This is a genomic window from Secundilactobacillus silagei JCM 19001, assembly GCF_002217945.1.
In the GTDB taxonomy this organism is placed as follows: Bacteria; Bacillota; Bacilli; order Lactobacillales; family Lactobacillaceae; genus Secundilactobacillus; species Secundilactobacillus silagei.
Map to the genome: position 1 here is coordinate 1 of NZ_BCMG01000010.1, position 16,787 is coordinate 16,787.

Genomic DNA, 16,787 nt, shown 5'->3' on the forward strand with positions numbered 1-16,787 from the left:
TCTCAATAGTGTGGTGGCGATAGCCTGAAGGATACACCTGTTCCCATGCCGAACACAGTAGTTAAGCTTCAGCACGCCAAGAGTAGTTGGGGGATCGCCCCCTGCAAGGGTAGGACGTTGCCACGCTATATTTTATGGAGGATTAGCTCAGTTGGGAGAGCGTCTGCCTTACAAGCAGAGGGTCACAGGTTCGAGCCCTGTATCCTCCATTGAGCCGTTAGCTCAGTTGGTAGAGCATCTGACTTTTAATCAGAGGGTCGACAGTTCGAGACTGTCACGGCTCATTCGTCAATTACCAAGTTGACGTTGATTATCATGTTGACAATGAAAGTCAGATTTGATACTATATCTATTGTGTTGCCGACTTAGCTCAGTTGGTAGAGCACCTGTCTTGTAAACAGGGGGTCGGAAGTTCGAATCTTCTAGTCGGCATTTCAATTTAATATGCGGAAGTAGTTCAGTGGTAGAACATCACCTTGCCATGGTGGGGGTCGCGGGTTCGAATCCCGTCTTCCGCTTATGCCAATATAACGCCGGGGTGGCGGAATTGGCAGACGCACAGGACTTAAAATCCTGCGGTCAGTGATGACCGTACCGGTTCGATCCCGGTCCTCGGCATTTTAATAAGTTTAATATTTTGCACCCATAGCGCAATTGGATAGAGTGTCTGACTACGAATCAGAAGGTTGTAGGTTCGACTCCTACTGGGTGCATTTGAACGGGAAGTAGCTCAGCTTGGTAGAGCACCTGGTTTGGGACCAGGGGGTCGCAGGTTCGAATCCTGTCTTCCCGATTTAAATAAAAGTTTCTAACAGTTTTATTTAAACACCATCGCGGTGTAGCTCAGCTGGCTAGAGCGTCCGGTTCATACCCGGGAGGTCGAGGGTTCGATCCCCCCCGCCGCGATTTGATCTTTGACTCGGACCTTTAGCTCAGTTGGTTAGAGCAGACGGCTCATAACCGTCCGGTCGTAGGTTCGAGTCCTACAAGGTCCAATTGGTCCTTAGTTGCCGATCATTATTTTAGTGTCATTTTCATTATGGAGGATTACCCAAGTCTGGCTGAAGGGAACGGTCTTGAAAACCGTCAGGTGGGTCAAACCACGCGAGAGTTCGAATCTCTCATCCTCCTTATTATCGCGGGGTGGAGCAGTCTGGTAGCTCGTCGGGCTCATAACCCGAAGGTCGTTGGTTCAAATCCAGCCCCCGCAATTGTATGGTTCGTTGGTCTAGCTAGTTAGGACGCCTGCCTGTCACGCAGGAGATCACGAGTTCGAGTCTCGTACGAACCGTTTTTTATGGCTCGGTAGCTCAGTCGGTAGAGCAACGGATTGAAGCTCCGTGTGTCGGCGGTTCGATTCCGTCCCGCGCCATAGCTCAAGGAACCATGCGGGTATAGTTTAGTGGTAAAACCACAGCCTTCCAAGCTGTTGTCGCGAGTTCGATTCTCGTTACCCGCTTTTTGGGCCTATAGCTCAGCTGGTTTAGAGCGCACGCCTGATAAGCGTGAGGTCGATGGTTCGAGTCCATTTAGGCCCATTGGAGAAATACTCAAGTGGCTGAAGAGGCGCCCCTGCTAAGGGTGTAGGTCGCGTAAGCGGCGCGAGAGTTCGAATCTCTCTTTCTCCGTTGCATTTGTTGCATTTTAAAGCTATGACCCGTTGGTCAAGTGGTTAAGACACCGCCCTTTCACGGCAGTAACATGGGTTCGAATCCCGTACGGGTCATTTTCATAACTTTTATATTATCGCGGGGTGGAGCAGTCTGGTAGCTCGTCGGGCTCATAACCCGAAGGTCGTTGGTTCAAATCCAGCCCCCGCAATTCGAATGGTTCGTTGGTCTAGCTGGTTAGGACGCCTGCCTGTCACGCAGGAGATCACGAGTTCGAGTCTCGTACGAACCGTCCTTTTACGTAAATCGCCGTTAGGGCGGTTTTTTTAATTCCAACTGATTTTTAATCAGAAAAGGCATTCATAAGATCCTGCTAAAGGGAGTCCTGTGAATGTCTTTTTTGTGATTATCCTAATTGATGATTGCTTGGTATTCTTGATTGAGTCGCTGACGTAACGCCGGATCATGTGCGAAAAGGTATAGCCCCTTAACGCCGCGCTTCATGAGCACGTTAATGGCATTGAGGTTCAGCTGAACCTTAGCGTTTAAGAGTTCTTGGGGATCATTCAGATCGTCTCGGTGCTTAAATGATTCACCATCAGTGATCTTGGCGGTATCGATCTCAATTCTTTGGCCATCAGCTGATAGCTTAACTGGGGGGCCAAGAATCAGGCCAACGTAGTTTAAATCAAAGCCCTGACAGGTGTATATCGATCCCACTTCATTGATGGTTTCGGGCAGCTCAGCCCAGGGCGTTGCAGTGTAATTATATTGATCCCAAGGTAAATGAAACTGGCCCTCAGTAATAAAATGACGGCCACCGTCTAATGTGGAGGGATAACCGGTTGTCGAGACAATTCGTGACAGGCCGACTTGACTATTCTGGTTCACAATGGCCTGACGCATTTTCTCGGCGTCCGAAAAGATCCGAAAGTCATAATGGCTTCGAAAACTCGGCTGTAATGGTAATAGCTGCCGGTCACCTGTGAAGTGGTTGATCCAGTTGATTAAACTGTCGTCAGCCTGCATCCGAAATTGGTGATCCAAATGCACCCATTTTTGAGTATAAGGAACTAATAGGTGCTTAAGACGGGTCCGCGTCCAGTACGTTTTAAGTCGCAGGACTTGATGGTCATCAAAAACGATGACCAGGACGTGACACAATTTTAATAATGAGAGCAGCTGATTGTGGCCGTAGTAGTTGTTGTAGTGGTCCGGCTGAGACAATAATAAATGTGACTCATCGACCACACCAACGTCGAACCTAGCCTGTTTTTTATTCAGCTGATTGATTAAAGAAGTCGGCCGCTGAAAGTTTTTCTTTAGTAATCCTGGCAGCTCGCCTGCGATGTTGCGATACATTTTTAAGAGTTCCGGGTGATTGACTAAAAAGTAGTTTTGGGTTTTCGCTAAGGGACTCGTTGCGTCATGGGCGGCTTGCTGGAGGTCATAGAACAGCTGGCTTAAAACCACGCTTTTACCCGTGCCGGCATCGCCCGTGATCACCAAAATGGCTGGCTTAGAGTCGTGGATATGGGTCTTAATGAACTGCTTAGCTTCAGTAATCAGCTGGGCTTGCTCTTCAGTCGGCTGCTGAAAGGGTGATAATTTTTTAACTGCTTGGTTTTGCAAAACAAGTCTCCTCTGATAGATCAAAATAAAATAATCCATACGGCTATTCACCGTACAGATCATCATAGAATGAAGCGGTTACTTAACTTCTGGTTTAAAGAAGTGGTAACTGGCTTCATGGTAGTTATATTGCGTCGTGAGAAAGTAACTAAAGGGTTTAAAGGAAGCTTCCTTTTTCCAAAGTGAGAAGTCATCCGCGTTATCCCAGGTTGACAGGATAATATTGTTGGACCGATTCTTTTCGTCCTTCATAAAGTAAATGGAACGCATACCATCTGGCATGGGGTCAGTGGTGACAAAATGGTTGGCCTTTGAGTTCATGACTTTTTGATCATCCGCGGATAGATTATCCACGTAGATAAAGTTGACAAATCCTTGCCAATCGGTTGTCCCGCGGTGAAGTTTGATGTCATAATGAATGGGGGAGCTAAACACGGATTCTTGACCGGACACGTCTAGCAAGGCCAGTTGCTCACCAGAGGTAGAAGAATCCAGTAACAATAGTGGTCGATCTGGGAAGCGAGTCTGAAGCTTTGATAAAACTTGCTTGGTCCCATAGGTAATACTTATTCGAGTAATCATATTCATTCCTCCTGACTGATCACCATTATTATACAATTTGCTAGACTAAAATGGTATTAATGCGTCTGTGATATGCGGTTTAACGCGTATCAATTAAAGGTGAAGGGAAGCAAAAAGATGAAAGTAACAGTTTTAGGGTACTATGGCGGCTATCCAGCCAACGGTATTGGTACCAGCAGTTATTTGATTGAATCTAACGGGTACCATTTATTAATGGATTGCGGCAGCGGGGCGCTGCTGAGCCTAGAAAAAGTATTGGATCCCTTAAAGTTGGATGCCGTGATCCTCTCACATTATCATCACGACCACGTGGCTGATGTGGGGGTACTGCAATATTACTGGCAGTTACATGAAGAACGGCCAAATCAGACCACCTTGCCGATTTATGGACCAACCGCTGATCCACTGAACTTTGGCAGTTTGACCTGGCCCCACGCGTCACAGGGCATGGGTTACGCGCCGGCAGATGTTTTACACTTGGGACCGTTGACGATCTCCTTTTTGCCCATGAAACATCCCGTACCCGCATTCGGCATGCGGATCGTGGAGGCTAAGACCGGCGAAACCTTGGTCTTTACTGCCGATACGGCCTATATTCCAGAATTAGTTCCGTTCGCTCGCCATGCAGACCTGCTGATGACGGATACCAACTTTTTCGATGACAAGCAGGGGACCAAGTGGCACATGACGGCTGGTGAATCCGGTCAGCTGGCTAAAGACGCTCAGGTCGGTCAGTTAATGCTGACTCATCTGCCGCAAGTTGGTGAGTTAGCCAGCTTAAAACAGGAAGCCCAGCAAGCAGCTGGTAAGGTGCCAGTTGAATTAGCTGCACTCCGGCAGACGTTTGCCGTTAAAATGTGACGATAACCCGATATGTTCGTGATGTTTTAGTGAATTTCATTCTCAGTGACCAAGGAGTTTGTTATAGTTAAGTTAGGAAAAGAATTGAGCCAATGATCCGGTAGTAAATAACCTAGTTCTCATAAGTTTGGAGGCAATTCCTATGACTGTCACGCTATTTACTTCACCCAGTTGCACCTCGTGCCGCAAGGCCAAAAAGTGGCTAAAGGCACACGAAGTCGATTTTGTTGAGCAAAATATTTTCGTGCAGGCGCCCAGCGCTAAGCAGCTTAAACTGATCTTGCAGCTGACTGAGAATGGAACGGAAGATATTATTTCTAAGCGGTCAAAAGATTATAAGCGCTTGACCGTTGAGATCGATAATCTGCCGGTCAGTGAATTGATCAGCCTCATTACTGAGCATCCTGGATTATTAAGACGACCGATTATTTTTGATGACAAACGGTTACAGGTTGGTTTTAATGAAGATGAGATTCGGCGGTTTTTACCGCGTCATATCCGCGTCCTCGAGTTAGCAAAAGCGATTAAATCTGCGGATGCCGGATAGCTAAAACCGTCACGAAGAGTGTTTGGCCAAAAAAGCGGGTTTGCTGCTTTTTTGGTGCGGTTAGGGTCACAGATATTTGAAAAAAATTAAGCCAGATACTTTACAAACGGCGAAAATTCTTTAGTATGGAGATAGGTAATTCTTGGTGCGGGCAGAAAGAGGTGTTGGGTCATGGAAATGGAAAGAATTAATGAGAATACGATTCGCGTTTTAATTGGCAACGATGATTTAACCCAACGGGGTATTACCGTCCTTGATCTGCTTGGTAACCACAAGCAAATTGAAAGCTTCTTCTACAGTATTTTGGAAGAAGTTGACGTTGATCATCAATTCCAGGAAACTGATGCCGTTACCTTTCAAGTGTTACCCAACCGTAACGGGCTTGAGCTGTTTATCAGCAAGGGCGGCGCAGATGATGATTCAACCGATGACCAAGATGGCAGTGACTCGCCTGACATTGAAATGGTAAATGAAGACGAAGTGCCTGATTTCTTAAAACGGCAGCTGATGCAGACCGATAACGATTCTACCCAAGCTAAACCAGAATCCAAGTCAGACAAGAAGCCATCACCCGTTACCAAAGCATCACCACTTCATACAACGGTGTTACGTCTCCATGATTTTGATGACATGATTGCGATTTCTGAGGCATTAAAATTATCCGACGCAACTTCTAATTTGTATCACTACAAGAATGATTACTATTTGGAACTGATCTTTCGGGTCAACGAAACTTCACCAGAAAGTATTAAAGATGAATTAGCTGTTGCCTATGAGTATGCAGAGAAAACGAAGATTACCGCCGATGTTCTTGATGAACACGGGAAAAAGATCATGGCGCAAAGTGCGCTGCAACTAACCCGCCGTTACTTTACTGCAAAGTAGTCGATAGTTAAATATAAAAAGACGTTAAGCTTACCTGATGATGAGCTTGACGTCTTTTTGTATTGGGGTTAATTTTTGGTTGGAAAATTGCGACTGGCCGTTTCCCGTAGTTAACTGTAAACCGCCAAAGGAGAGCAGGTGATCAGATGCTAATCGCACGTACGAAGCAAGATGTTCAGGTTCAAGCCGGTGATGCTCAACGCAAGCGGGCTTATTTTTGTCCCAGCTGTCAAGAACAGGTAACCTTAAAACGGGGGACGCGCATGGTGGCGCATTTCGCACATCGCCCACATTCTGTTTGCCGCCCCTTTAGCGAATCGGAATCACAGGCACATTTGACGGGTAAGTGGCAGCTCGCCGACTATTTTGGTACCGATTACGTTGAACTGGAACCGTACCTTCAGGCGCTGGCACAACGGCCGGATCTGCTACTGAAGCGAGCAGGCCGGAACCTGGCAATCGAATACCAGTGTTCAGTGATCCCAGTCAGTAGATTACAGCAGCGAAATCTGGGCTACAGTGAGTTTGGGCTGGAAGTGCTGTGGATCTTAGGGGCAGATTATTTACAGAAAATCAAGACGGTTCGGCAGGCTGAAAAATGGCTGCGATATTCTGATAAATTAGGCTGGTATCTGATCTTTTGGGAGACCCGCCAGCAGGGCTTAATTATCTGGCACCACCTCACTATGGATGGGACTGGCCAACTGCAAGGGTGGGCGAAAGTCAGTAACGGTCAGCAGTATGCGAAAAATACCCGGATAACGAGCCGTGCAGTTGTCCAAAAGCTGCAGCGTCAAGTTCAGATGGGGCTGCACTATAAACTGCCAAAATGGCTAAAACTGCAGCAGTTTTGCTATGAACATCACGGGCTGCTGCAGGCTATTTCGGCAATCTGCTATCAGTTCACGGATACTGAACCCGTGATCTGCGATTCACCCGTTATTTGGGCCGCGTTAATGACGATTTTGCTACGGGAACGGCCAATGGGGTCGCTGATCGAACAAGCTGACCTCGAAAAGTGGGCGATGCAGATCAGACCGTATTTTGATGAGACTCAGCTCATTCAATGCACGGTACAGCAGGTCGTCGTGAGTTGGAAACGGCAGTTGCAGCACTACGTTACCTTACTGGAACACCAAGGTATTTTAAAGATGCTTGACGAAAAGACGTGGCAATTGGTTGCCTTACCACGCTAGTCCTGTGGTATTCTATGGACAGTAACAAATTTCGATGAAAAGGAAGTGCTGTCGTTGGCAGATGTTAAGCAATTACCAACCCGAGATCAGGTCGACCCGAAGTTAACCTGGGACCTGACCCCCATTTATCAAGATGACCAGGCGTTTAGTCAGGCCTTTGATACCGTTATGACCCAAATTGATGGGCTATCAAAATTAGAGGGGCAACTAGCGCATAGTTCAAAGGCGCTTTTGACCGTGATCCAAACGATCATGGCCACCATTCGGCCGGCAGAAAAGCTCTACGTTTACGCTTCTTTGAAACATGATCAGGATACGACGAACGCGGCTAATCAGAACCTAAGCGGCAAGACGCAAAGTATGCTGACCAAGCTCGAAAGCAACATTGCCTGGTTTGAGCCCGAACTATTAGCCGTCGATCCCGCTACACTTGATGACTGGATCAAGACGGATGCCGATCTGAAGCCTTACGAACATTATCTGCGGACCATTACGGATGAACGAGCGCACGTATTAACGCCGGCTGCTGAAAAATTATTAGCACAGGCAGGCGACGCGTTGAGTGCTTCTAGTAACACCTTTGACGTCTTAAACGATGCCGATCTGGAATTTCCAGTGGTGGAGGATAATGACGGCGGGACCGTTCAGCTGTCGCAAGGCGTTTATGATCAGCTGATCCAATCCACGAAACCAGAAGTTCGCCAAATGGCCTTTAAGCAGCTGTACGCCGTTTATCACCAATTTCGGCATACGCTGGCAGCCACCCTTTCAGGAAACGTTAAAACGCATAATTTTGAAGCTTCCGTTCACCATTATGATGATGCGCGGCAAGCAGCCATGAGTGGTAACCACATTCCAACCAGTGTGTTTGATGCACTTGTGACCAGCGTTAACGACCATTTACCGTTACTGCACCGGTACGTTGCCCTGCGGAAACAAATTTTAAAGTTACCAGAACTGCATATGTATGACCTCTACACACCGATCACTGGTGAGCCTCAACTATCCTATACCTTTGATGAAGCCAAGGCGGAGGCCCTTAAAGCGTTGGCGGTATTAGGGCCGGATTATATCAGTCACGTTAAAACCGCTTTTGATTCCCGCTGGATCGACGTGGTTGAAAACAAGGGCAAGCGCTCAGGGGCTTATTCTTCTGGGATGTACGATACCGCACCGTACATTCTATTGAACTGGCAGGATAACCTGGAGAGCTTGTTTACGCTGGTTCATGAAATGGGCCACAGCATGCACAGCTACTATACGACCCATAATCAACCTTATCAGTACGGGGATTACTCCATTTTTGTGGCGGAGATTGCTTCCACGACCAACGAAACGTTACTGACCGATTATCTGCTGAAGACTTATTCCGATAAGCAGGTGCAAGCCTTTGTGCTGAACCATTATCTGGATGGGTTCAAGGGAACCGTCTTCCGTCAGACGCAGTTTGCTGAATTTGAGCACTTTATTCATGAACAGGACGCGGCCGGTCAGCCGTTAACCGCGGAATACCTCAGTCAGCATTATTTGGAACTGAATCAAAAGTATTACGGTGATGCGGTGATCTCAGACCCAGAAATTGCGGATGAGTGGGCCCGCATTCCGCACTTCTACTACAACTATTACGTTTATCAATATGCAACGGGGTTCGCGGCTGCCAATACGTTGGCCCAGCGGATCACCAGTGGGGATGACAGCAAGCGGGCGGCTTACCTGAACTACTTGAAATCCGGCAGTTCGGATTATCCGATCAACGTGATGCGCAAGGCGGGGGTCGATATGACCCAGACCGACTATCTGGATCAGGCCTTTGCTGAGTTTGAGAAACGCTTGAATCAATTTGAAAAACTAGCTAAGACGATGTAAGTTAGAACATTGAAAAAGCGACCTGCAAAAAATGCAGATCGCTTTTTTGGTTGCGTATTCGATTTCAAAGGACGTGTAGGTTAGGCGTTGGTTTTTGATGTTCCAGCGCTTGTTTTGCCAGTAAACCATTGTTCTCACAAATTTCGTATAACCCCTGATAGGTCACGTCCGGCAACTTGAGACCGCAATCGGAAACGTTCGCGTTGTATAAAACTGCGGTGGAAGGATCAGCAACCTTCATTTCGGAAGCCAGCCGCTGATCGGCTTGAAAGGCCCGGCGTGCTAGTTCGGAGTTACGGTCCTCAGTAAACATCGAAAGGTCGAGATGGACGTGCTTAGCGACTTCCAAAACTAATTTTTCAGAGTAGGGCTGCCCCTGCTCAACCAATTGATTTTGCAGCGTCAATAAAAAGAGTCGGCCCTTTTTCTTGCCCTGAAAAAGGGCAGCCTTATAGTCTAAGATGATGCGGTAATGCAGATTAAATTGTTCATTGCGTAGATTTAAGTTATGACAGTCTTGATTGGTCACTTTGAGGTGCTGATCAATCATGTGCGGATTCAGTAACGGAATAAATTGATAAGAAATATCGCCAAAAATTTGATCAGCGAGACGTAAAATACTCTTTTCCGACTTCATACAGCGACTGCCTAATGGGTTGATAAATAGATATACTTCCAGCAAAGTAATTTCCTCCATTAATTAGCCGTTACTTAGTAAACGACCTTTAGTCAAAAATAATCATAAAGCATTTTGAGCGAAATGCAAGGATTTAGGTTATGTAAATGCGACTAGGGAGGGGAAAACCGGTTTCAAAGGCCGTTGTCATGGGTAATACTGTTTTCCGTTGTTATACAAATAATTATTGGCTCAGGATGAACGGTCAGTTAAGCTGACCAATTCTTCTGGGGCTAGACGACCCAACTTAAGCGAAAATATGCTAAAATAAAGTCTGTTTGTAAAACAAACTACAATCAATTGAAACCATATCGAGGTGAACAGCTTGATTGAAAATTGGAATCATTTTTTGCTGCCTTATAATCAGGCAGTAGATGAATTAAAAGTTAAATTACGGGGAATGCGGAAGCAATTTCAAAACAAAAATCAGCGTTCACCCATTGAATTTGTGACCGGCAGGGTGAAGCCAGTAGACAGTATTAAAGAAAAGATGAACCGGCGTCACGTTTCCGAAGAACGGCTGGAGCAAGACATGCAAGATATTGCCGGATTGCGGATCATGTGTCAGTTCGTTGAGGATATTTATCAAGTTGTTGATCTGCTGAGAAAGCGGTCTGATATGACGATCCTTGAAGAGCGTGATTATATTCACAATGAAAAGCCCAGTGGTTATCGCTCCTATCACATTGTGATCGAATATCCGGTTCAGATGGTGACTGGCGAAAAGAAAATTTTAGCTGAGGTTCAAGTCCGTACGCTGGCCATGAACTTTTGGGCAACCATTGAACACTCGTTGAACTATAAATACCAGGGCGAATTTCCCGAGGAGCTGAGTGCCAGATTGCAGCGCGCAGGGGAAGCAGCGTTTAAACTGGATACCGAAATGTCGGAAATTAGAGAAGAGATTCAAGAAGCACAGCATTTATTTTCATACGGTAAGGGCTCAGAGCCGCAACCGCCTAATAAGAGGGATGATCAGTGATGAAAATCGGAATTTTTAGCAATCCAGGTTCAGCCTCAACACGGGTCTCAAATGCGTTGAAGTCCAAGATCAAGGCTGAACACCTAGTCTTAGATAATGACGATCCTGATATTTTAATTACGGTTGGCGGTGATGGTACCTTGCTGTCAGCGTTTCACCACTATGAAAAACAGCTAGCTAAGATTCGCTTTGTCGGTATTCACACCGGTCATTTAGGTTTTTATACGGACTGGCGGGATTACGAAGTCGATGAGCTGATCGACAGCCTCGCACATGATAACGGGCAAAGTGTCAGCTATCCGCTGCTGGATATCTTGATTGAATATAGTGATGGTAAAAAGCAAAGTATGCTGGCACTAAATGAATCAACGCTCAAAAAATTGACCGGGACGATGCTGGCCAACGTTTACATTAAAGACCAGCTGTTTGAACTGTTCCGCGGAGACGGCCTTTGTGTCTCAACGCCAACCGGTTCTACAGCCTATAATAAATCAGCGGGCGGTGCCGTGGTCAGTTCCGAACTGGATGTCGTTCAAGTGTCAGAGATTGCCTCGATCAATAACCGGGTCTTTCGAACTTTAGGCTCACCGATTATTATTTCGCCCCAGGAATGGGTGCGTATCGAGCCAGTCGAGTTAAACGAAAATTTGATGACTTGTGATCAAAAAGTGGTTGAAAACCGGCAAATTAAATCGGTAACTTACCGCATCTCTAAACAACGGATCGCGTTTGCCCAGTACCGGCACACGCAGTTTTGGAAACGGGTTTCAGAATCCTTCATTGGGGTGAAGCCGGTTGATTAAATTTGATTGGCAGTACACTGGGGATTCACCGATTTTCGTGCGGACTTTTATGCGCCAGCAAGGCATCAGCCGAAACCTGTTAAAACAAATTAAGTTTTCGGGCGGTCGCATTTGCGTTGATGGGCAACGCGTTCGAGTGACCTATAAGATGCATTCGGGTCAGCGGTTAGAAGTGACTTTGCCGCCGGAAATTCCTAGTGATCATATCCAGGTCTCTAATACCCCACTAGAGATTCTCTATGAAGATGCCCATTTTTTGGTGGTCAATAAGCCCGCTGAAGTGGCTTCAGTACCCTCGCATATTTATGCCGATGATTCCCTGGTCAACCGGGTGAAGGGGTATCTGATACGCACGCACGCGGCCAGTCAGGTGACCCATATCGTGACGCGTTTAGATCGTGAAACCAGCGGCATCGTGATTTTTGCGAAACACCACTTTGCTCACACGGTATTAGACACCCAGCTAAAGCAGCACAGTCTAAAAAAGACCTATTTCTGCGTTGTTTCTGGGGTGCTCAAGGTCAAGCATGCTGTGATCGATGCGCCAATCGGCCGGGAACCCGGTTCGTTTATTAAACGGATGGTGAGAGCTGATGGCCGCACCGCTCAGACTGAGTACTGGGTTGCTAAACGCATGCCGGCAACAACGCTGTTACGGATTCGCCTGCATACGGGTCGAACCCACCAGATCAGAGTGCATATGGCTAGTATTGGCCACCCATTAGTTGGTGACTTTTTATATGGTCAGCAGACCAATCCCTGGATTCATCGGCAGGCGTTACACTGCGCGTCAGTCAGCTTCTATAATCCGTTTGTGCAAAAACAGATCACCTGTTACGCACCGATGCCAGCAGATTTAGCAACGCTGATCAAACACGAAAGTCAGCTTTAAGAAGACAATTAAAAAGGGTCCCTGCCATTCAGTCGTTCACTGAGTAGCAGGGGCCTTTAGTCAATTGGGGCATTTATTTTTCCTGAAGAAAGTAGCTTAAATTCAGCTGTTCATTTAACTGGCTGGATTGTGCGTCATCATCACTTAAGACGACTAACTGCAAGTTAGCAGCCTGGGCGATGTTATTCAGTCTTGATAACCGGGCAGTGTTGGCCTTGCCGGTTAAGTGCGTCAAGACCCGTTCAACACCGTTATCGGCCAGCCACTTCAGAGCATCGGCCTGGTTACTATCTGCCAGATCATCAACGGCTGTGCCAAAGGTGATCGACATCCCGCCAGCGGCTGCAATCAAGTTGGCCATGGCTTCAGTATCTAGTTGATGGTCAGGGGTGAGGGCAGCCACGATGATGGCATCGGCCCCCAGTTGCTGGGCTGCTAAAATATCGGCTTCCATGATCTTTAATTCAGGGTCGCTATAGCTGGCATCACCCATGCGAGGCCGAATTAAAATGGCGAGTGACAGCTCGTGTTCGTGGGCGTAAAGGGTGGCTTCAGCTATCGTGCCTTTGCTGGGCGTAGTGCCATCGGCTGCAACCGTGACACGGGTTGTCTGGTCGTTGATGGCTTTGGTCAATTGGCGGTAGTTATTAACAAGCGGTTCTATGAATTTCAAGGTAGGTCTCCTTTTAATTTTACTCTGTTTCTAATCTAAGAGTCATTATAGCAATTTTTTGAGTTGAATGTGACCGGCTAAGACGACATTTATAATAAATTCTTTTAAGCAGTGAGTGGGGCTGAAGATAATGAGGCAATTATAAGTTAAAGATAATAGTGTAAACGCTTACTATGACGGACTTTTTCAGACTAACGGGGCATTCTAGGAAACCCCTTGCATTCTTTATAAATTCGCGTTATATTTACTGTTGAGAAATCGTTCGGAAGCGGATGTCGAGAAATCGTCAGCTGTTGTCGAATTTGCACTTCATTAACGCAGTTCCTCGCCGTGCTGACACCGAGGGGTTGCGTTTTTTTATGCGGTGACTTTTATAACTTTTTACAAAAGGAGTGTAACTATGTCCAATCATATTGTCTTATTTGAACCTTTAATGCCAGCTAATACTGGTAATATTGCCAGAACCTGCGCCGGGACGGATACGATTCTAGATCTCATCGAACCCCTAGGCTTTTCCGTTGACGACGCCCATCTTAAGCGGGCTGGCTTAGATTATTGGGATAAGGTTGACATTCGTTATCACAAAAACTTACAGGAATTTATGAGTACGGTCCCAGACGTTAAGCGGCTGTTCTTAGTCTCTAAGTTTGCGGAATTTGCGTACACGCAGCACGACTATACGGACGTTGAAAATGGCGATTACTACTTCATGTTTGGTAAGGAAACTACTGGGCTGCCAGAACCCTTTATGCGCAAGCACAGTGAACAGGCCATCCGAATTCCCCAAGATGATACGCATATTCGCGCGCTGAACCTCTCTAATTCGGCCGCTATTGTGATCTACGAAATTCTGCGTCAGCAAAACTTTCCTAAATTAGAGCTCGAACACCACTATGAAAATGATAAACTAAAGTAAGTTGATTAATTAATAGGGGTGAACATTTTGGCACAAAAACGAAAGACCACGCGCCGTCGAACGACTAAATCGACTAACCGGCGTAAAAAGGGACGTCAAAAAAACGTTTCTTATACCGCTAATGCAGTGGGCCTCATCCTGTTAACTTTGTGCCTTTTAGCGTTTTTTAAGGCGGGTTTTATTGGGGAATTAGTGGCCAATTTAATTCGCTTTGCAGTAGGGGATACCTATCCGCTGATCAGTTTAGTTGGGGTAGCAGTCGGACTGGCGTTATTAGTCACGGGACGGCTGCCCAAGATTGCCGGCCGCTGGCTTTGGAGCCTGGGGTTGATGTACCTCGGCGTTTTGCTGTGGCTGCAGGTGGACTTATTCTTATCTGAAGACCAGCATACTGGCTTTATCAGCTATACTTGGCAATTACTGGGGAGTGATTTGGCCAATAGCAGTGTGAACACGGCAGTCGGTGGGGGAACCATCGGCGCGGTGCTGCTGACGGTCACGCATTTTCTCGTGGCGTTTGGCGGGGCTAAGGTCATTTCCGTTTTGCTGATACTGGCTGGGGTGATGATTGCGTTTAACGTTTCTGGCGCTCAGCTTCTAACCTGGATTCAGGCCGCTAGTCACTGGCTCGGTCATGGCTTAACTTTGATTGGCCGCTCGTTGGCGAGTGCAGTGGCGAAACTTAAACGGGTCCAATTGAAACCGGCAAAACGGCCAACGCAGTCAAAACCGGTTAAGAAAGCAACACCCGTTGAAAAAGACTTGCCGACCCCGGTAGCTGAGCGAAAAACCAGTGTTGAGCCACCGGCAGAAAAGCCGGCCATCCCAATCAGTGTGGCGACCCGTAAAAATGAACCGGGTCAACCATTGGCAACGGGTTCTGAAACGCAGACTGAAGATCCGGCAGCCACGATGATTGCCGCCGTGGGGGATGATCCCAATTATCAGCTTCCCGGAACGGACCTGTTAACACCGATTCCGCAAAAAGATCAGCAAGACGACTACAAAACGATTGAAAAAAACACTAAGATCCTGAAAAAAACCTTGGATAGCTTTGGGGTCGATGCCGAAATTAAGCACGTTAACTTGGGACCTTCCGTGACGGAGTACGAGCTGCATCCGGCCATTGGCGTGAAAGTGTCACGCATTGTTAATTTGGCGGATGATCTAGCCCTTGCTTTGGCCGCTAAGGAAATCAGAATTGAAGCACCGATTCCGGGGAAATCATTAATTGGAATCGAAGTCCCGAATAAAGAAATTTCCACGGTCTCGTTTCGCGATGTCAGTGAGGCGGTCACCCACGGTCCTGCTCATTTACTAGAAGTACCGCTGGGCCGGGATGTGACTGGTAAAGTCATTAATATGGACCTGACTAAAATGCCGCATCTGCTCATTGCCGGGTCGACTGGTAGTGGGAAATCGGTGGCAATCAACGGCATCATTACGAGCATCCTGATGAACGCTCGGCCCAGTCAGGTCAAGCTGATGCTGATCGATCCGAAAAAGGTTGAATTAAGCGTCTACAATGGCATTCCCCACTTACTGACACCAGTGGTCTCCGATCCGAAGAAAGCGGCTAAGGCCCTGCATAAAGTGGTCCATGAAATGGAACAGCGTTATGATTTATTTGCTAAGGCTGGCCAACGAAAGATCGCGGGGTACAACCAGTTTATTAAGACCCAAAACCAAACGGCAGATAAGCCGTTACCAACGTTACCGTACATCGTGGTGATCGTTGATGAATTGGCCGATTTGATGATGACCGTTTCCAACGAAGTCGAGGACGCCATTATTCGGCTGGCTCAAATGGGACGGGCGGCTGGTATCCACATGATTCTGGCCACTCAACGGCCTTCGGTAGACGTCATTACCGGTTTAATTAAAGCGAACGTGCCTTCTAGGATGGCCTTTGCTGTTTCCAGCGGGGTTGATTCCCGAACTATCCTGGATTCAAACGGGGCTGAGAAACTGTTAGGCCGTGGCGATATGCTTTACATGCCAGTTGACCAAAACTCACCGACACGGATTCAGGGGGCCTATATTCCGGATCAGGATGTCCAGCACGTCACGGATTTCATTCGTAATCAGCAGACCGCCGAGTATGATGAGGCGATGATGGTGAGTGACGAAGAGATCTCTGAGGATGGGGCGCATTCTGATGATGATCTATTTGACGACGCCCTGCAATTTGTGGTTGACCAGCAAAAGGCCAGCACCTCTTTGCTGCAACGCCATTTCCGAATCGGGTATAACCGCGCGGCTAGGTTAATCGATGACCTGGAACAGGGTGGTTTTATTGGCCCACAAGACGGCAGTAAGCCACGCAAGGTATATAAGCAAAAAGACTCAGATGCTTAATAGCGTGTTAAAAGTAATTAAAAAAGCTCCTGAAAGGCGGCGTTGACAGATATCCGTCAATGCCGTACTTCAGAAGCTTTTGTTTTTTAAATTAGGGAGCGAGCTCCCACGATTAATTTAGCCGAACACGCCAATTGCTTGGAGTGCACTGGCAACTAATGAGCCTAAAGTTGCAATAATCATGATCCAAACCAGGACCATCGTGATTTTTTGAAAGGTTGATTTTTGTTTTTTCTGCATATTCGCACCACTTTTCATCTGTTTACTTCAAATAGTTTAACGTGGTCAATAAAGAATTGCAATGAGAA

15 protein-coding genes, 19 tRNA genes and 1 rRNA gene are annotated in these 16,787 nt (G+C 47.0%); 30 read left to right on the forward strand and 5 right to left on the reverse strand.

Going from position 1 to position 16,787, the window contains the following annotated elements; translation table 11 throughout:
• Positions 1-9: 9 nt before the first annotated feature.
• The 20 genes from rrf (at position 10) to CES79_RS09300 (ending at position 1,902) form a co-directional block, all read left to right on the forward strand.
• A 5S ribosomal RNA gene (rrf, locus tag CES79_RS09205) occupies positions 10-126 on the forward strand.
• 10 nt (positions 127-136) lie between these two features.
• A tRNA-Val gene (locus CES79_RS09210) sits at positions 137-209 on the forward strand.
• A 2-nt stretch (positions 210-211) separates the two neighbouring features.
• A tRNA-Lys gene (locus CES79_RS09215) sits at positions 212-284 on the forward strand.
• A gap of 75 nt (positions 285-359) precedes the next feature.
• Positions 360-432: transfer RNA gene (locus CES79_RS09220), tRNA-Thr, on the forward strand.
• 14 nt (positions 433-446) lie between these two features.
• Positions 447-518, forward strand: a tRNA-Gly gene (locus tag CES79_RS09225).
• A gap of 14 nt (positions 519-532) precedes the next feature.
• Positions 533-618 (forward strand) — tRNA-Leu (locus CES79_RS09230).
• A gap of 21 nt (positions 619-639) precedes the next feature.
• A tRNA-Arg gene (locus CES79_RS09235) sits at positions 640-713 on the forward strand.
• A 6-nt stretch (positions 714-719) separates the two neighbouring features.
• Positions 720-793 (forward strand) — tRNA-Pro (locus CES79_RS09240).
• A 39-nt stretch (positions 794-832) separates the two neighbouring features.
• Positions 833-906 (forward strand) — tRNA-Met (locus CES79_RS09245).
• 15 nt (positions 907-921) lie between these two features.
• Positions 922-995: transfer RNA gene (locus CES79_RS09250), tRNA-Ile, on the forward strand.
• A 46-nt stretch (positions 996-1,041) separates the two neighbouring features.
• Positions 1,042-1,131, forward strand: a tRNA-Ser gene (locus CES79_RS09255).
• A gap of 6 nt (positions 1,132-1,137) precedes the next feature.
• Positions 1,138-1,211, forward strand: a tRNA-Met gene (locus CES79_RS09260).
• Positions 1,212-1,217: 6 nt separating this feature from the next.
• A tRNA-Asp gene (locus tag CES79_RS09265) sits at positions 1,218-1,291 on the forward strand.
• 8 nt (positions 1,292-1,299) lie between these two features.
• A tRNA-Phe gene (locus tag CES79_RS09270) sits at positions 1,300-1,372 on the forward strand.
• Between the two features lie 16 nt (positions 1,373-1,388).
• Positions 1,389-1,459: transfer RNA gene (locus tag CES79_RS09275), tRNA-Gly, on the forward strand.
• 4 nt (positions 1,460-1,463) lie between these two features.
• Positions 1,464-1,538, forward strand: a tRNA-Ile gene (locus CES79_RS09280).
• Between the two features lie 2 nt (positions 1,539-1,540).
• Positions 1,541-1,628 (forward strand) — tRNA-Ser (locus CES79_RS09285).
• Positions 1,629-1,654: 26 nt separating this feature from the next.
• A tRNA-Glu gene (locus CES79_RS09290) sits at positions 1,655-1,726 on the forward strand.
• Positions 1,727-1,747: 21 nt separating this feature from the next.
• A tRNA-Met gene (locus CES79_RS09295) sits at positions 1,748-1,821 on the forward strand.
• Between the two features lie 7 nt (positions 1,822-1,828).
• Positions 1,829-1,902: transfer RNA gene (locus CES79_RS09300), tRNA-Asp, on the forward strand.
• Positions 1,903-2,021: 119 nt separating this feature from the next.
• Here the strand turns inward: CES79_RS09300 and CES79_RS09305 are convergent.
• Positions 2,022-3,242, reverse strand: coding sequence for a DUF2075 domain-containing protein (locus tag CES79_RS09305; protein ID WP_089137003.1), 1,221 nt, complete (start codon positions 3,240-3,242; stop codon positions 2,022-2,024).
• Positions 3,243-3,320: 78 nt separating this feature from the next.
• The gene (locus CES79_RS09310; protein WP_054654755.1) at positions 3,321-3,824 is read right to left on the reverse strand and encodes a hypothetical protein; all 504 of its coding nucleotides are present in this window, start codon (positions 3,822-3,824) and stop codon (positions 3,321-3,323) included.
• 117 nt (positions 3,825-3,941) lie between these two features.
• Here CES79_RS09310 and CES79_RS09315 point away from each other — a divergent pair, with 117 nt between their 5' ends.
• The 5 genes from CES79_RS09315 to pepF all read left to right on the forward strand — a co-directional run bounded on the left by CES79_RS09315 (position 3,942) and on the right by pepF (position 9,179).
• Positions 3,942-4,685: an MBL fold metallo-hydrolase gene (locus tag CES79_RS09315; protein ID WP_054654764.1), complete on the forward strand. Its 744-nt coding sequence runs from the start codon at positions 3,942-3,944 to the stop codon at positions 4,683-4,685.
• Positions 4,686-4,827: 142 nt separating this feature from the next.
• On the forward strand, positions 4,828-5,232 hold the full coding sequence (gene spx / locus CES79_RS09320; protein WP_054654753.1) for a transcriptional regulator Spx: 405 nt from the start codon (positions 4,828-4,830) through the stop codon (positions 5,230-5,232).
• Positions 5,233-5,403: 171 nt separating this feature from the next.
• Positions 5,404-6,117 carry an adaptor protein MecA gene (locus CES79_RS09325; protein ID WP_054654751.1) on the forward strand — a complete coding sequence of 238 codons (714 nt, stop codon included), beginning with the start codon at positions 5,404-5,406 and terminating at the stop codon, positions 6,115-6,117.
• Positions 6,118-6,263: 146 nt separating this feature from the next.
• Positions 6,264-7,313, forward strand: a complete 1,050-nt coding sequence (locus CES79_RS09330) for a competence protein CoiA (protein ID WP_089137004.1) — start codon at positions 6,264-6,266, stop codon at positions 7,311-7,313.
• Between the two features lie 54 nt (positions 7,314-7,367).
• Positions 7,368-9,179 carry an oligoendopeptidase F gene (gene pepF / locus CES79_RS09335; protein WP_054654747.1) on the forward strand — a complete coding sequence of 604 codons (1,812 nt, stop codon included), beginning with the start codon at positions 7,368-7,370 and terminating at the stop codon, positions 9,177-9,179.
• A 64-nt stretch (positions 9,180-9,243) separates the two neighbouring features.
• Here the strand turns inward: pepF and CES79_RS09340 are convergent, their stop codons facing one another.
• A complete protein-coding gene (locus tag CES79_RS09340; RefSeq protein ID WP_159459485.1) occupies positions 9,244-9,861 on the reverse strand; it encodes a DsbA family protein in 618 nt (205 codons plus the stop codon).
• Positions 9,862-10,180: 319 nt separating this feature from the next.
• On the opposite strand from CES79_RS09340, the gene yjbM reads away from it, so the two are divergent.
• The 3 genes from yjbM to CES79_RS09355 are packed head-to-tail and all read left to right on the forward strand — an operon-like array spanning position 10,181 to position 12,532.
• Positions 10,181-10,837, forward strand: coding sequence for a GTP diphosphokinase (yjbM, locus tag CES79_RS09345; RefSeq protein ID WP_170173526.1), 657 nt, complete (start codon positions 10,181-10,183; stop codon positions 10,835-10,837).
• On the forward strand, positions 10,837-11,640 hold the full coding sequence (locus CES79_RS09350; RefSeq protein ID WP_089137006.1) for an NAD kinase: 804 nt from the start codon (positions 10,837-10,839) through the stop codon (positions 11,638-11,640). The genes yjbM and CES79_RS09350 overlap by 1 nt, the downstream gene beginning before the upstream one ends.
• A complete protein-coding gene (locus CES79_RS09355; protein WP_089137007.1) occupies positions 11,633-12,532 on the forward strand; it encodes an RluA family pseudouridine synthase in 900 nt (299 codons plus the stop codon). The genes CES79_RS09350 and CES79_RS09355 overlap by 8 nt, the downstream gene beginning before the upstream one ends.
• Before the next feature lie 73 nt (positions 12,533-12,605).
• Here CES79_RS09355 and CES79_RS09360 read toward each other — a convergent pair whose 3' ends face one another.
• Entirely contained in the window at positions 12,606-13,205 is a 600-nt protein-coding gene (locus tag CES79_RS09360) for a copper homeostasis protein CutC (RefSeq protein ID WP_159459486.1), read from the reverse strand.
• A 400-nt stretch (positions 13,206-13,605) separates the two neighbouring features.
• Here CES79_RS09360 and CES79_RS09365 point away from each other — a divergent pair, with 400 nt between their 5' ends.
• Together CES79_RS09365 and CES79_RS09370 are read left to right on the forward strand one after the other, a co-directional pair.
• Positions 13,606-14,121 (forward strand): tRNA (cytidine(34)-2'-O)-methyltransferase, encoded by a 516-nt coding sequence (locus tag CES79_RS09365; protein WP_054654739.1) that lies wholly within the window; start codon positions 13,606-13,608, stop codon positions 14,119-14,121.
• 27 nt (positions 14,122-14,148) lie between these two features.
• Positions 14,149-16,479, forward strand: coding sequence for a DNA translocase FtsK (locus tag CES79_RS09370; protein ID WP_089137009.1), 2,331 nt, complete (start codon positions 14,149-14,151; stop codon positions 16,477-16,479).
• 117 nt (positions 16,480-16,596) lie between these two features.
• Here the strand turns inward: CES79_RS09370 and CES79_RS09375 are convergent, their stop codons facing one another.
• Positions 16,597-16,719, reverse strand: coding sequence for a DUF4044 domain-containing protein (locus CES79_RS09375; RefSeq protein ID WP_089137010.1), 123 nt, complete (start codon positions 16,717-16,719; stop codon positions 16,597-16,599).
• Positions 16,720-16,787 lie beyond the last annotated feature (68 nt).

Coding starts and splice junctions, on each gene's coding strand:
- spx (WP_054654753.1), top strand. CDS start 4,828: ATGACTGTCACGCTATTTACTTCACCCAGTTGCACCTCGTGCCGCAAG.
- CES79_RS09375 (WP_089137010.1), bottom strand. CDS start 16,719: ATGCAGAAAAAACAAAAATCAACCTTTCAAAAAATCACGATGGTCCTG.
- CES79_RS09325 (WP_054654751.1), top strand. CDS start 5,404: ATGGAAATGGAAAGAATTAATGAGAATACGATTCGCGTTTTAATTGGC.
- CES79_RS09310 (WP_054654755.1), bottom strand. CDS start 3,824: ATGATTACTCGAATAAGTATTACCTATGGGACCAAGCAAGTTTTATCA.
- CES79_RS09315 (WP_054654764.1), top strand. CDS start 3,942: ATGAAAGTAACAGTTTTAGGGTACTATGGCGGCTATCCAGCCAACGGT.
- CES79_RS09350 (WP_089137006.1), top strand. CDS start 10,837: ATGAAAATCGGAATTTTTAGCAATCCAGGTTCAGCCTCAACACGGGTC.
- CES79_RS09330 (WP_089137004.1), top strand. CDS start 6,264: ATGCTAATCGCACGTACGAAGCAAGATGTTCAGGTTCAAGCCGGTGAT.
- CES79_RS09365 (WP_054654739.1), top strand. CDS start 13,606: ATGTCCAATCATATTGTCTTATTTGAACCTTTAATGCCAGCTAATACT.